Annotated in this window: 10 protein-coding genes and 1 pseudogene; 10 read left to right on the top strand and 1 reads right to left on the bottom strand. The window is 41.0% G+C overall.

The window, feature by feature from the left end; translation table 11 throughout:
- Positions 1-26: 26 nt before the first annotated feature.
- The 5 genes and pseudogenes from ODU34_RS09170 (at position 27) to asnA (ending at position 6064) form a co-directional block, all read left to right on the top strand.
- A complete protein-coding gene (locus ODU34_RS09170; protein ID WP_105178977.1) occupies positions 27-2678 on the top strand; it encodes a valine--tRNA ligase in 2652 nt (883 codons plus the stop codon).
- Positions 2679-2735: 57 nt separating this feature from the next.
- Positions 2736-3545 (top strand): hypothetical protein, encoded by an 810-nt coding sequence (locus ODU34_RS09165; protein WP_105178976.1) that lies wholly within the window; start codon positions 2736-2738, stop codon positions 3543-3545.
- Between the two features lie 92 nt (positions 3546-3637).
- A pseudogene (locus tag ODU34_RS09160) lies at positions 3638-3931 on the top strand (hypothetical protein); the annotation flags it as partial.
- Positions 3928-4989: an MmcQ/YjbR family DNA-binding protein gene (locus ODU34_RS09155; RefSeq protein ID WP_105178975.1), complete on the top strand. Its 1062-nt coding sequence runs from the start codon at positions 3928-3930 to the stop codon at positions 4987-4989. The pseudogene ODU34_RS09160 and the gene ODU34_RS09155, both read left to right, overlap by 4 nt.
- A gap of 82 nt (positions 4990-5071) precedes the next feature.
- Complete coding sequence (asnA, locus tag ODU34_RS09150; RefSeq protein ID WP_014637558.1) at positions 5072-6064, top strand: aspartate--ammonia ligase; 993 nt, start codon at positions 5072-5074, stop codon at positions 6062-6064.
- A 308-nt stretch (positions 6065-6372) separates the two neighbouring features.
- On the opposite strand, the gene ODU34_RS09145 is transcribed toward asnA, so the two are convergent.
- Positions 6373-7536, bottom strand: coding sequence for an IS30 family transposase (locus ODU34_RS09145; RefSeq protein ID WP_205015017.1), 1164 nt, complete (start codon positions 7534-7536; stop codon positions 6373-6375).
- A gap of 194 nt (positions 7537-7730) precedes the next feature.
- On the opposite strand from ODU34_RS09145, the gene typA reads away from it, so the two are divergent.
- From typA to ODU34_RS09120, 5 genes are all read left to right on the top strand, one after another.
- On the top strand, positions 7731-9578 hold the full coding sequence (gene typA, locus ODU34_RS09140; RefSeq protein WP_044758539.1) for a translational GTPase TypA: 1848 nt from the start codon (positions 7731-7733) through the stop codon (positions 9576-9578).
- A 17-nt stretch (positions 9579-9595) separates the two neighbouring features.
- Entirely contained in the window at positions 9596-9844 is a 249-nt protein-coding gene (locus ODU34_RS09135) for a DUF3165 family protein (RefSeq protein WP_004194480.1), read from the top strand.
- A gap of 705 nt (positions 9845-10549) precedes the next feature.
- Entirely contained in the window at positions 10550-10810 is a 261-nt protein-coding gene (locus ODU34_RS09130) for a DNA repair protein (RefSeq protein WP_024412663.1), read from the top strand.
- Complete coding sequence (gene lepB / locus ODU34_RS09125) at positions 10803-11393, top strand: signal peptidase I (protein WP_044758538.1); 591 nt, start codon at positions 10803-10805, stop codon at positions 11391-11393. The genes ODU34_RS09130 and lepB overlap by 8 nt, the downstream gene beginning before the upstream one ends.
- A 49-nt stretch (positions 11394-11442) precedes the next feature.
- Positions 11443-14454 (top strand): InlB B-repeat-containing protein, encoded by a 3012-nt coding sequence (locus ODU34_RS09120; RefSeq protein ID WP_398578471.1) that lies wholly within the window; start codon positions 11443-11445, stop codon positions 14452-14454.
- Positions 14455-14605 lie beyond the last annotated feature (151 nt).

Here is a 14605-nt window from a genome sequence, read left to right as displayed (position 1 = left end):
TAAAGAATACTGAAGGAGAAAAAATAATGTCAAAAGAATTATCACCAAAATACAATCCAGCCGAGGTTGAGGCTGGTCGTTACCAAACTTGGTTGGACCAAGATGTCTTTAAGCCGTCAGGCGATGCGGAGGCTAAGCCTTATTCTATCGTCATTCCGCCGCCAAACGTAACTGGTAAGTTGCACTTGGGACACGCTTGGGATACCACCCTTCAAGATATTATCATCCGTCAGAAGCGGATGCAGGGCTTTGACACCCTCTGGCTTCCAGGTATGGACCACGCGGGGATTGCCACTCAGGCCAAGGTTGAGGAGCGCTTGCGGGAGCAAGGCGTGACCCGTTATGATCTTGGTCGTGAAAAATTCCTCGATAAAGTCTGGGAATGGAAGGATGAGTACGCAGCGACCATTCGTGAGCAATGGGGCAAGTTGGGTCTGTCTTTGGACTACCAACGTGACCGCTTCACGCTGGATGAAGGCTTGTCGAAAGCCGTTCGCAAGGTCTTTGTGGAACTCTACAAAAAAGGCTGGATCTACCGTGGCGAATTTATCATCAACTGGGACCCCGCAGCTCGCACAGCCCTTTCTGATATTGAAGTTATTCACAAGGATGTAGAAGGTGCTTTTTACCACATGAATTATATGTTGGAAGATGGTTCTCGTGCCCTTCAAGTTGCGACAACCCGTCCTGAAACCATGTTCGGTGACGTTGCGGTGGCAGTTAACCCAGAAGACCCACGTTACAAGGACTTGATTGGTAAAAATGTTATCCTGCCAATCGTTAACAAGTTAATTCCAATCGTTGCAGATGAACACGCAGACCCAGAATTCGGTACAGGGGTTGTGAAAATAACACCTGCCCACGATCCAAATGACTTCCTCGTAGGTCAACGCCACAATCTGCCACAAGTTAACGTTATGAACGATGACGGTACCATGAACGAGTTGGCAGGCGAATTTGCAGGCATGGACCGCTTTGAAGCTCGTAAGGCAACGGTTGCTAAGTTGCAAGAACTGGGCGCCCTTGTGGAAATCGAAAATCGTGTGCATTCCGTTGGACACTCTGAGCGTACAGGTGTGGTAGTTGAGCCACGCTTGTCAACCCAGTGGTTTGTTAAAATGGACCAACTGGCTAAGAATGCCATTGCCAACCAAGACACAGCTGACAAGGTAGAATTTTACCCACCACGCTTCAACGATACCTTCCTACAATGGATGGAAAATGTACACGACTGGGTTATCTCTCGTCAGCTTTGGTGGGGTCATCAGATTCCAGCATGGTATAACGAATCTGGCGAAATGTACGTCGGAGAAGAGGCTCCAACAGGTGACGGTTGGGTACAGGATGAGGATGTCCTAGACACCTGGTTCAGCTCTGCCCTTTGGCCATTCTCAACTATGGGCTGGCCTGACGAAAATGCGGCGGACTTCCAGCGTTACTTCCCAACTTCAACCTTGGTAACAGGCTACGACATCATCTTCTTCTGGGTGTCGCGGATGATTTTCCAATCGCTTGAGTTTACAGGCCGTCAGCCATTCAAGAACGTGCTAATCCACGGTTTGATCCGTGACGAAGAAGGTCGCAAGATGTCTAAGTCACTTGGAAACGGGATTGATCCGATGGATGTCATTGAGAAATACGGTGCGGACGCTTTGCGTTGGTTCTTGTCAAACGGCTCTGCCCCTGGTCAAGATGTTCGCTTCTCTTATGAGAAAATGGACGCGTCTTGGAACTTCATCAACAAGATTTGGAACATTTCCCGCTATATCCTCATGAACAATGAGGGACTGACCTTGGATGCGGCGCGTGAAAATGTCGCCAAAGTTGCAGCTGGTGAGGCTGGTAACGTGACGGATCGCTGGATTCTCCACAACCTCAACGAAACTATTTCCAAGGTCACTGAAAACTTCGACAAGTTCGAGTTTGGTGTGGCTGGTCACATCCTCTACAACTTCATCTGGGAAGAGTTCGCCAACTGGTATGTCGAGCTGACCAAGGAAGTGCTCTACAGCGACAACGAGGCTGAGAAAGTCATGACCCGCTCAGTCCTTCTCTACACGCTGGACCAAATCCTTCGCCTGCTCCACCCAATCATGCCGTTTGTGACGGAAGAGATCTTCGCCCAGTACGCAGAGGGTTCTATCGTGGTGGCAGCTTATCCTGTGGTCAACCCAGCCTTTGACAATGCTGGAGCTCACAAGGGAGTGGAAAGCCTCAAGGATTTGATTCGTTCGGTGAGAAATAGCAGAGCAGAAGTGAATGTTGCGCCATCTAAGCCGATTACCATTTTGATTAAGACGGCAGATAGCGAGCTTGAAACCTTCTTCAAGGCAAATGAAAACTACATCCGCCGCTTTACAAATCCAGAACATCTGGAAATAAGCTCAAGCATTGCTGCACCAGAATTAGCCATGTCAGCTGTTATCACCGGTGCTGAAATCTTCTTGCCACTCGCCGACCTCCTCAATGTTGAAGAAGAGTTGGCTCGTCTAGACAAAGAACTCGCCAAATGGCAAAAAGAACTAGACATGGTCGGCAAAAAACTCAGCAACGAACGCTTCATCGCCAACGCCAAACCAGAAGTCGTTGAAAAAGAAAAAGAAAAACAAGCCGACTACCAAGCAAAATATGATGCGACAGTAGGACGGATTGAAGAGATGAAGAAGTTGGTGGGGTAAGTTACAGAATATAATTTTATATAGTTTTTATGAGATAAAAAGAATGTTAGGAGACAAATGAAAAATATTATGAACATATTAATTGTATTTATCACATATGGTATACCAGTGCTGTCTTTTGTTTATCAGATTTGTAAAGACTTGGCGGACAAAAAAGCAGTGGAGAATATTGTAAATAACTACCGTAATACCAATAATTCTCAAATTGATTTAAAAGATGTAAATGTGCAAAATGGGAATATCGTAATAAATAATTCTCAAAATATAAATACAGTACAAAAGAAAGAAATTGATAAATTTAATGAGGAAAGACTTGAGAATTTGAAATTTTTAGCCAAAATATTATATAATTTGTCAACTATCTTTATATTAATATTGTTTGGATTCAATACTTATATGGTTCTAGAAACAAATAATGCAACAATTCCTTCTCTGTTTGAAAGTTTAAGAAATCGGGAATTCAGTTTATTAGCAAATGTTTTGATGATGGCTTTAAATAAAACTATTAATAATTCTTTTGCTATGCTTTGCTCATATTCAATTTTAATATTTTCCAAGTATATCATTCAAAAATATAAAAAATCATCTATTATTGGCTTTTTTATAAATATTATTTCCTATATTTTTGCTTTAGCATTTTTGAACAATAATGTACTAGATAAATTGAACATTGCTATAGCAATTATAATTTATATTATTGTTATTTTGAGTATTTTCTTCTCGTTAAGTATTTTTGTTTATAGGCTAGCTGGTTTAGAGCGGAAATATCAAGCTTCCTATAAAAGCAGAGTGGTGAATTACTTTCAAACCATTTGTACTTTAATTCCTCCTATAATAGTTATCTTGGTAAATTTCTTTATCAATTAGAAGATGTTGTAAAGCTTCCTGATACGGAATAGTGAACGGCCTGACTGAGGGTGCTTTGGTTTTATGGAAATGAGCGAGTCTATTGTCTTGCACTCCGCTTTCTATCTTCAGGCGATGCCATCCAAGCCTATATCAACCAAGAATCAGGTAAGGCTATTCAGTCGGTTAACAAACAAGATATTCTTGGAGAGTGGTTGTTAAGAGGTGTTTTCCAACTAGCTGAGCGTGAGGTACTGACAGGGAAAAAATTAGAATCTCTGGAAATAAATGGTATTCGATTAACCAAATTCAAAAATGGTGAAATCGGTATCGAATTCATCTGGATTGATACGGAAAATCCACCAGCAGATGCGATTGGCTGGGTTAGTAGAAAAGGAAAAAAATGACAAATATAAATAGCAAACTAAAGGTCCACCTCCCCTCCCTCCTCCCTTTTGGTTTCATCCTCTCCAACAATCGTTACACCTACCGTGAGGTGTTCATGGAGGGGCAGTTTGAGGCGGTGGTGGAGGTTGATGAGGCTGGTCAGCTGTCGTCCTATGTCTGGGATTGTGAGATGGAGGAGGTCTATACCGCCCATCTGGTGACTGCGCCAGCTGGAGCTTTTGTGGGGCAGGTGCGTGAGGCTTATCAGTCCATTTTGGATCGAGTAGAGGAGGGTTGTTGTATCGCTCTGCCATTTTCCAAAGACCAAAGCAACCGCATAGCCCAGCTCATCAAGGAGAAGTGGGGGGACCTGCCTGGCTATCCCTTTGCCAAGTTGCCGACCTATGGGGCCTTTCGCCACCCTGCCAATAACAAGTGGTACGCTTTGGTCAGTCAGATTCCGAGAGATAAGTTGGACGGGAGTGGGTCGCAGGAGCAGGTGGAAATCGTCAATCTCAAGGTCGATGGTCGGGAAATAGCAGAGCTGCTGAGTCAGTCGGGCATCTATCCTGCTTACCACATGTCAAAGAAGACCTGGGTGTCGGTCTTGCTCGATAATGCTGTGGAAGATGAAGCAATTTTGTCCCTCCTTGAGAAGAGCCGTTATCTGGTAGGACCAAAATCCTACAAGGCGGATCAAGGGCCTGATTATTGGGTTATTCCAGCCAATCCAAAGGTCTATGATATTGATACTGAGTTTGCGGAAAATAAGGTAGTCTATTGGTCGCAAAAATCAACCATTCAAGCTGGGGACTTCGTAGCCATCTATGTGACGGCACCAGTACAGGCCATTCGTTATGTTTGTCGTGTCTTAGGAGCGAACTTGGAAAATCATGGAGAATCAGACATTCCGACAGAAAAGAAACTGATGCAGGTCGAATTGCTCGCTCAGTTTTCCGATGATGTTTTGCCGAGAGCGCGCATGATGGATTTGGGAGTCAGGGCGGTGCGTGGTCCGAGACGCTTGACAGAGGGGGTGATAGAAGTACTGACATCCGAAGTGAAAAACCTCCATTAAATTATCAGAATATTTAATAAAAAGACTTTACAAGTAGGTAAAAAAGAGTATAATAAGGTGTATAAATTTAAGGAGGTAAGGTATGAAGAAAAGCTTCATTCATCAGCAAGAGGAGATTTCTTTCGTCAAAAATACATTTACACAGTATTTGAAAGACAAGCTAGAAATCGTAGAAGTGCAAGGACCGATTTTGAGTCGTGTCGGGGATGGTATGCAGGATAATTTATCCGGTGTGGAGAATGCGGTTACTGTTAATGTGAAGTTGATTCCAGATGCGACCTATGAAGTGGTTCACTCACTTGCTAAGTGGAAGCGTCATACCTTGGCTCGATTCGGTTTTAATGAGGGAGAAGGGCTCTTTGTTCACATGAAGGCTCTTCGTCCTGACGAGGATTCCTTGGATCCCATTCACTCGGTGTATGTGGATCAATGGGACTGGGAGAAGGTTATTCCTGATGGCCGTCGGAATTTAGCTTACTTGAAAGAAACAGTGGAGCAGATTTACAAGGCTATCCGTCTGACTGAATTGGCAGTTGAAGCTCGTTATGACATTGAGTCTGTTTTGCCTAAGAAAATCACCTTTATCCACACGGAGGATTTGGTTAAGAACTTCCCAGACTTGACACCAAAAGAGCGTGAGAATGTGGTTGCCAAAGAATACGGCGCGGTCTTCCTAATCGGTATTGGTGGAGAACTTGCAGATGGTAAACCACATGATGGACGTGCCCCAGACTATGATGACTGGACAAGCCCATCAGAAGCAGGCTACAAAGGACTCAATGGAGACATCTTGGTTTGGAACGAAGCACTTGGTTCAGCCTTCGAATTATCCTCAATGGGGATTCGTGTGGATGAAGAAGCGCTTAAGCGCCAGGTTGCCATTACAGGCGACGAGGACCGTTTGGAATTTGATTGGCATCGTGCCCTTTTGAATGGTCTCTTCCCGCTTTCGATTGGTGGCGGTATCGGTCAATCCCGTTTGGCCATGTTCTTGCTTCGTAAGAAACATATTGGTGAAGTGCAGTCCAGTGTTTGGCCACAAGAAGTGCGCGATAATTTTGAGAACATTTTATAAGAGATTGGCTTCAATCTCTTTTCTTCTGCTTTCAATCGGTAAATTCTCAAAGTAAGTTCTAGTTTCCGTCCTTCCAGAAGTTACTCTGAGAAAACTGCATAACGCCAACAGAATTTAGTCTCAGACTAAGTTCTGTTTTTGACTAAAAATGTTGATAATAGTGAGTTTTAGGCTTGAAAATGTTGAAAAAAAGGGTACACTAAAGTTACTGGCTCTGAGACGTCTCAAAGTAAGTTCTAGCTATCTGGAATTTTGGATGGGACAAGTTCCTTTCTATTTTGAAATTATTTTTTGATAAAAACTAGCGATTATTTATCTAATAATCGAGGTGATTGGATGACGTTCTCAGGGTCAATTTTAGAGATTCCCAAAAGTGTTGCCAATTCCTCACCGTAGGTAAATGTAAAGAGTTCATAAGCGGATTTTCCGTTGAAAGCAGCTCGTTTGACACTGTTGACATGCGAACAAACTAGGTTGATGTCATCCTGTATCAAGTTGTCAAAACTAGTTCCCTTAGGAAGAATGTCTCTGATAAGTGTGTTATTCTTCTCGATTCTCCCCTTCTGGTCAGAACGATTAGGGTCACAGAAGAATAGCTTAGATTCTCCACGAACATCCATTTCGATATCGTCTACTCTAGCGAATTCACCACCATTGTCGGTCAGAATTACAGGGAATAGTTCGCAGAAGTCAATCTCTTTCTGATGTAGGTCATTCTTGATAGCGTAGAGGTGTTTAGCGACCTCATTAGCTGTTTTATTATCCAGTAATCGAGCGAAAATAAAGTTACAGAAGGAGAGGTTGAAGGTGAGAAGTACCTTTCCGCCGATCCGACCAGTAACGGTGTCCATTTCTAGCCAATAGCTGATGCCTTCTTTTGTGAGAAAGCGTTGGAAGTCCTCGTAAGACCGTCCTTCTTTGGCAGTTTTAGGAATGGGTTGGAGGTTTCTGGTTCTCCGTTTTCTGAATTTCACGACACGGGGGAAATCAATGGGCTTTGTGGACAGATAGCCTTTTTCAAGGTATCGGTAGATAGAAGCTCTTGATGCCAACAGTTCGTTGGAGGCGATGATGTGGTTGAGGTGTTGTCCCTTTTGGATGGCAAAAGAGATAATCTCGTCCATACGATAGAATTCTTCTTTGTTTAGGGCAACACCTGTTCTCGAATCTGAGAGCTTAGCTTCATAATCAAGCTGAGCTCTTTTTGCGTAGTAGAACTGTTTCTGGTATCCACAATTGATTCTCTTTTTCGGACAGGCATTACAAACGTAGGGAGCCTTTTTGAGCAGAGGGCAGGTCTCACAATTGGAGGTACTAGAGTTCTCTTTTATCAGCCTATTTCTCCGAACTTCTTTTGAGATTGTGGACGGGTCTTTTCCTAGCTTAGTAGCGATAGCCGAGAAGGGCTTAAGTTGTTCAATTCCTATTTGAATATCGTTGCGATCAGAGAGAGTTAAGTGTTTGTTTTTCATTGTCGATTACCAACTTGTCCCATAGTAAGTTCTACCTTATTTCTTTGTCTCATTCTAGTTTCCAGTTTTTAAGATAGACTAGAATTTACTTTGGGAATTTACTATCTGAAAACATTTACAACAAGATTATCTGTGATTTTTACGCCAATCTATGATATACTTTTTTAGTTAAATTAAAATATACAGAGGATATTATGACAAAACTTAGAGAAGACATCCGTAACGTAGCCATTATTGCCCACGTTGACCACGGAAAAACAACCCTCGTTGATGAATTATTGAAACAATCCCAAACGCTTGATGAGCGCACAAACCTTGATGAGCGTGCAATGGACTCTAACGACCTTGAAAAAGAGCGTGGTATCACCATCCTTGCAAAAAATACTGCCGTAGCTTATAACGGTACTCGTATCAACATCATGGACACACCAGGACACGCGGACTTCGGTGGTGAGGTTGAGCGTATCATGAAAATGGTTGACGGTGTTGTGCTTGTCGTGGATGCTTACGAAGGGACTATGCCACAGACTCGTTTCGTATTGAAAAAAGCCCTTGAGCAAAACTTGACACCAATCGTCGTTGTTAACAAGATTGACAAACCATCTGCTCGTCCAGAAGAAGTTGTAGATGAAGTGCTTGAACTCTTCATCGAATTGGGTGCAGATGATGACCAGTTGGAGTTCCCCGTGGTTTACGCATCAGCTATCAACGGTACTTCATCTTTGTCTGACAATCCAGCAGACCAAGAAGAAACAATGGCACCAATTTTCGATACCATCATCGAGCATATCCCTGCACCAGTGGATAACTCAGATGAGCCTTTGCAGTTCCAAGTATCCCTTTTGGACTATAACGACTTCGTAGGTCGTATCGGTATCGGTCGTGTCTTCCGTGGTACTGTTAAAGTTGGTGACCAAGTTACCCTTTCTAAACTAGATGGCACAACGAAAAACTTCCGCGTTACAAAACTCTTTGGTTTCTTCGGTCTTGAGCGTAAAGAAATCCAAGAAGCAAAAGCTGGTGACTTGATTGCCGTTTCTGGTATGGAAGACATCTTCGTTGGTGAAACTGTGACTCCGACAGATGCAGTTGAGGCACTTCCAGTTCTTCGTATCGATGAGCCAACTCTTCAAATGACTTTCTTGGTGAACAACTCACCATTTGCAGGTCGTGAAGGTAAATGGGTGACATCTCGTAAGATTGAAGAGCGCCTTTTGGCTGAGTTGCAAACGGACGTTTCTCTCCGTGTTGACCCTACTGACTCTCCAGATAAATGGACTGTTTCAGGTCGTGGTGAATTGCACTTGTCTATCTTGATTGAAACCATGCGTCGTGAAGGCTATGAGCTTCAAGTATCACGTCCAGAAGTTATCATCAAGGAAATCGACGGCGTGAAAATGGAGCCATTCGAGCGCGTGCAAATCGATACTCCAGAAGAATACCAAGGTTCTGTTATCCAATCCCTTTCTGAGCGTAAGGGTGATATGTTGGATATGGTTTCAACAGGTAATGGTCAAACTCGTCTTGTTTTCCTTGTACCTGCGCGTGGTTTGATTGGTTATTCAACAGAATTCCTTTCAATGACTCGTGGTTATGGTATCATGAACCATACTTTCGATCAGTATCTACCAGTTGTTCCTGGTGAAATCGGTGGTCGTCACCGTGGTGCCCTTGTCTCTATCGACCAAGGTAAGGCAACGACATACTCTATCATGCGTATTGAAGAGCGTGGTACCATCTTTGTAAACCCAGGTACTGAAGTGTACGAAGGAATGATTATCGGTGAAAACTCACGTGACAATGACTTGACAGTTAACATCACAACTGCAAAACAAATGACCAACGTTCGTTCAGCTACCAAAGACCAAACGTCTGTAATTAAGACACCACGTATCTTGACTCTTGAAGAATCACTAGAATTCTTGAACGATGATGAATACATGGAAGTAACGCCTGAGTCTATCCGTCTTCGTAAGCAAATCTTGAACAAGGCAGAGCGTGATAAGGCTGCGAAGAAGAAAAAATTAGCGACTGAGGAATAATTTCTAGGAGAAGAAGCATGTTTTATTTAATCCTTGCCATCATGTTAGTACTTTTTTATATTTTTATTGCACCTCGCAATATTAAGGGGACTATGAATTTGATTGCGGCAGTATTTTTACTGGTAGCATTAGCGATTGCCTTGGTACTTGGATTTTTAAGAATCATGCAATTTCCAAAGGAAATTTGGGTTGGTCTACTAATGATTCTGATTGGTTTTTGGGCGATGCGGGATATTTATCAATTAAATGACGATACAAAATTTTAGCAGAGTCTTTGATTTTTGAATACCGTAATACGATATTACTAAGGAATTTTATCCAGCTTTTTGGACAGTAGTGGCAATCTATTAGCTAAAGAAATTATATTCTGTGATACATCTTGAAGAAGCTCTCGTTATTTATAATAAATGACAAGCGCATTTTCAAGGTGTTTTTATGTAGATAAATTTTAATACTCAATGAAATCCCCAAAATAGCAAGTTCTTAGTACGGTCATTTAAATTAACTCTGATACATCGCCACTTTCGGCTTGCCGTACTCTACGAAAGTGACTTGTTTCACAAGTCTTATTTTCAACCTAGAACAGCCTCTAGGCTGTTCTAGCTACCTGCACCTCGGTTCCTTGTCTGAAAGCTAATTCATTCGACCATACAAGGCAATGAGCTGCCGCCGTCAACTTTTGTCAACATCTTAGCAATTTGCGTTTTACAGTCCGAAGCTGATCTCTATAATTGACGGAAGCGGGAAAGACAACCATACATTAAAGTAATTAAAGACAAATTAAATAACTATATTAGCCATTAACACCTAAATTAGAGGGATTCGTTTTATAAAATATTGCTAACAGTTTTCCTTTAGAAAACTCATATTACTAGACAATAAATGGAAACTATAGTAAAATACCAAGTATTGTTATTAAGTTGTGACTTAATTTAATTGTATAATATTTTAGTAAAAGAGAGGAAACGCAGATGGATGTAAAAGATCTTCGGAAATTAAAGCGAATTGAGTTATATGAGATTATGTTGGCTCAAAGTGAAGAGATTGATTGCTTGAGAAATCAACTTGAGAAGATTAAAACAGAGTTGGCTGATAGAAGAATTATGATTAGTCAATCTGGCTCCATAGCGGAAGCCTCAATGAGACTGACTAATATTTTTGAAGAAGCGCAAAAAGCTGCTGATCTATATCTCTATAATGTGAAAAACAAAATTGGTGATGTTCATGAATAGTTCAAACCTCAGGGGAAAGGAACTTCCAAAAACTTCAGAATTAAAAGAGCTATATCAGCATGAAAGATATAGACATACATTTTGGAGGACAGTGAAAAGTACAGTGTTTATGTTGGTAGTAGTTGCAGCATTTGCAATACTAATCGCTGTATTATTTTTGCCTATTTTGAGAATATACGGAGATTCAATGAAAGGAACCCTGAATAGTGGGGACATCGTTGTATCAGTAAAGAGCAATGATTTTGAAAGCAGTGATGTTGTTGCTTTTTATTACAATAACAATATTCTGGTCAAGCGCGTCATCGCTGAAGCTGGGGATTGGGTGGATATGGATAAACAAGGGAATGTTTATGTCAATAATCAAAGATTGGACGAGCCATATTTGGCAAATAGGGATTATGGTCATACAGATATTGAGTTTCCCTATCAGGTACCGGAAAATCGAATCTTTGTCATGGGAGATAACCGGAAAGAGTCCATTGATTCGCGAAACAACGCTATTGGTACAGTCTCTAATGAACAGATTGTTGGTAAATTGGTTTTTAGAGTATGGCCTTTGACAGAGATGGGAGTAATTGATTAAAAATGATGAACTTAAAGTTAGATACTTAAAGCAATCTAGGGGGAGGAACATGCAAAATAATTTTAAGTTTAAAAGATTATCTTTATGGCAGAAAAAATATAGAAAATTTGTTAATTTTGTAGCTGTTGTGGTTGTATTTGTAACAACGTATGCATTGATTTTACCAGCTCTGACACTGGACCAAGATAAGGTGAATCAAACTTCTGGTATAAATACTGGCTTGGAACAGTTACCATCAGACAGTAGTAGTATATTAGAAACGAACACTGAAGCTGGGATAAAAGCTGTTGTCGAACCACATCAAACGGAAGCTTCTACTCAAGTTGATTCACCGGTATCAGTATCTGCAGATGAGAGTAGTAAGAATATTTTTGACCAAGAACGGATTACCGAACCAACTACAATGGTTTATAGTTCTCATGATTATGAATTGACTGCGGAATTTGATGCTACTGCTCAATTTCCAAAAGGCGTTGAGTTGATTGTTAGAGAATTGGATAGCCAATCAGAAGAATACCAAGCACATTATGAGAAAACGAAGGAGAATCTTGGGGTTAAAAACTTGGTATATGCACGATTCTTTGATATTCATTTTTCTTTTCGGGGGCAAGAGGTCGAGCCGGCAGCCCCTGTGAAGATTAAGATTATAAACAAGGAATTGGTTCGACGACCTGATGATAGTAAGCTGAAAATTGTCCACTTTGAAGAGAATAGCCAGATAGAGGTTCTAGAGGCTGAAACGAAGGAAAATGAGCAACAAATTTCCGAGATTAGTTTTGACGCTAGCCATTTTTCTGTTTATGGTGATGTATTAGCAAATTATTATACTGTCAAGTTTACCTATATTGACACAGCGGGTCAAGAACAAGTCATTACGAGCTTGATTGATAAGACTGTAGGGACGACACTCGGTAGTTTGCCAGAAGCACCTTTTAAAAACGGTTATGTATTTTCGCATTGGATTAATAAAGCTACTGGTGAGCGGATTGATGAAAATACGGTGATTACCGGCGATCTGACTGCTGAAGCGGTATTTAATAATATCAATATTTATACTATTGACGTTACATACTTCTACCACAATGTTTCTAAAAACCAAGATATTACGATTGATAAGGAAACTGTTCAGCTGGAAGTTAGTGATACTCCGTATCAACTGACGCCACCTGCTTCTACGGAGGTGAGCAATAAAGAGGACTCCTCCTTACCAGCAGTGGCTATTTACTACCCTGAAAAACCCATTCTTGAGTTCACTGGAGATAAGTTAGAAGAACTAGACTTAGCAGATGGAGTAGATGATAATCGCATTTCTGAACGTGTCAAGTTTGTTCCATATAATGCTGAGTATGAAGTTGTTTATAAACTTAAGAATCTGACTGGTTCAGGATATTCTGATATTCAGACAGTTCCTACTCGTGGAGTTCTAGGTTCAACTGTTACGCCACAAATCTTAACATACAGTTATGCTGACTTTGAGCGCGTTGATACTAAAAAAATCGATAGTGCTAGTGGTCAAAAAATGTATGTTTATTATACTCGAAAAAACTTTACACTTTCTTATAATTCCAATGGTGGGAGTAATGTTTCACAACAATCTGGTCTGTATGATAGCCGGATTAAGATTTCGACAACTATCCCAACTAAAGAAGGATATACATTTGAAGGTTGGTATGATAATCCTGACCTGACTGGTAGCAAGATTACGAATTCCCTCACTTTAAAGAAAGATACAACTTTGTATGCGAAGTGGACACCGAATTCAGTTGCTTATACAGTTGTTTATTATAAGCAACAATATGATAATGTTACGGGAACTATTAAGTGGGTTTACGATAGTGCCAAAGAAGCTACGGCAAAAGTAGGTATGACTGTTTCTGCAACAAATGCACCGACTATTCCCACTAATCTGCCTTATCATGAAGTAGATGCTATTGAAAATGCTACCTCAACTGTTGAGATAGCAGCAGATGGCAGTTCAATTTTGCCGGTTTACTATAAGTTAAAGAGATACACCTTTGTGTTCAACTTGAACGGACCTGCTTATTGGAATACGGGCCGTATCAGAATTAACAATGTGACCTATAATCTTTCGAATTACACTATCCCGAATGTAGTTTTAGGACAAGATATTTCTAGTCTTTGGTCCTCTTCTTCAGAAGAAGTTTATGATGAGTATGGAAATTACTTTTTTGATTACTGGAGGGAGTCACGTTCTAAAACTAAGCGGTTCGAGGTAACACCTGATCTATTGAACTTAGCAAGTGAAAATAATCTAATCTTTCAAACGGCAGTTTGGATAAATTCTGGGACAAGAGCCTCTGTTGAGTATTGGCTACAATCAGCTGATGATCCAAATCTTTATGTCCTGTCGAATAAATACAGCCAGTCCTTTATTCGGACAGGTGGACTGACAGCTAAGGAAATCTTTGGATATACTTATCAGGGGAATTATACCCCTCCTGGTTATCAAGCGTCTCAAACAAGATGGAATCCCTATGTATATCGCTTTTACTATAACAGAACAAATTACAAGATAGATTATTACTTTAATGGTAGTCGGTTAAGGACAATTGATAGGATTCCGTTCGAGCGTAGTATTGATGATTCTACTCATAATTACATACCAGAACGACCAAACAATGTTGACCCAGACTATACATGGGGTGGTTGGTATACAGATTCGTTATTGACAGAGAAGTATAACTTTAATAAAATGCCTGCCAATAACTTAGTTCTCTATGCTAAGTGGATTGCTCCAAAATTTAAGGTTACTTTTGATATCAACGGTGGTAATGGAACCGCCCCTGCCGATCAAAGTGTTGAAAAATACAAATACGCTAAGGCCCCTGCCGATCCAACGAGGGAGCATTATAATTTCCTTGGTTGGTATACAGAAGATGGTAAGCTCTATAGTTGGAGTGACCAAGTAACCAAAGATGTCAAATTAACTGCTAAGTGGGAGTTGAAACCATTATCGTATACTGTTCGTTATCTGGAGGCTGGGACAAATGCGAAATTGGCTGCCGATAAAATGGTGGTAAATTCTCAAAGTAAGTTCTAGTTCCCGTCCTTCCAGAAGTTACTTTGAGAAAACTGCATAACACCAACAGAATTTAGTCTCAGACTAAGTTCTGTTTTTGCCTAAAGCTGCAGATTCAAGGAATTTTTAGGGTTGAAAATGTTGAAAAAAAGAGTACACTAAAGTTACTGGC

The sequence above is a fragment of the Streptococcus sp. 2018WUSS126 genome (assembly GCF_044427425.1).
GTDB classification, from domain to species: domain Bacteria; phylum Bacillota; class Bacilli; order Lactobacillales; family Streptococcaceae; genus Streptococcus; species Streptococcus hashimotonensis.
Note: the sequence above shows the minus strand (reverse complement) of the source record. Positions and strands in the feature narration are given on the sequence as shown.

What these genes read in the sequence shown, in the direction of transcription:
- asnA (WP_014637558.1), top strand. Translation starts at nt 5,072, where the DNA reads ATGAAGAAAAGCTTCATTCATCAGCAAGAGGAGATTTCTTTCGTCAAA.
- ODU34_RS09135 (WP_004194480.1), top strand. Translation starts at nt 9,596, where the DNA reads ATGTTTTATTTAATCCTTGCCATCATGTTAGTACTTTTTTATATTTTT.
- ODU34_RS09165 (WP_105178976.1), top strand. Translation starts at nt 2,736, where the DNA reads ATGAAAAATATTATGAACATATTAATTGTATTTATCACATATGGTATA.
- ODU34_RS09130 (WP_024412663.1), top strand. Translation starts at nt 10,550, where the DNA reads ATGGATGTAAAAGATCTTCGGAAATTAAAGCGAATTGAGTTATATGAG.
- ODU34_RS09145 (WP_205015017.1), bottom strand. Translation starts at nt 7,536, where the DNA reads ATGAAAAACAAACACTTAACTCTCTCTGATCGCAACGATATTCAAATA.
- ODU34_RS09155 (WP_105178975.1), top strand. Translation starts at nt 3,928, where the DNA reads ATGACAAATATAAATAGCAAACTAAAGGTCCACCTCCCCTCCCTCCTC.
- ODU34_RS09120 (WP_398578471.1), top strand. Translation starts at nt 11,443, where the DNA reads ATGCAAAATAATTTTAAGTTTAAAAGATTATCTTTATGGCAGAAAAAA.
- ODU34_RS09170 (WP_105178977.1), top strand. Translation starts at nt 27, where the DNA reads ATGTCAAAAGAATTATCACCAAAATACAATCCAGCCGAGGTTGAGGCT.
- typA (WP_044758539.1), top strand. Translation starts at nt 7,731, where the DNA reads ATGACAAAACTTAGAGAAGACATCCGTAACGTAGCCATTATTGCCCAC.
- lepB (WP_044758538.1), top strand. Translation starts at nt 10,803, where the DNA reads ATGAATAGTTCAAACCTCAGGGGAAAGGAACTTCCAAAAACTTCAGAA.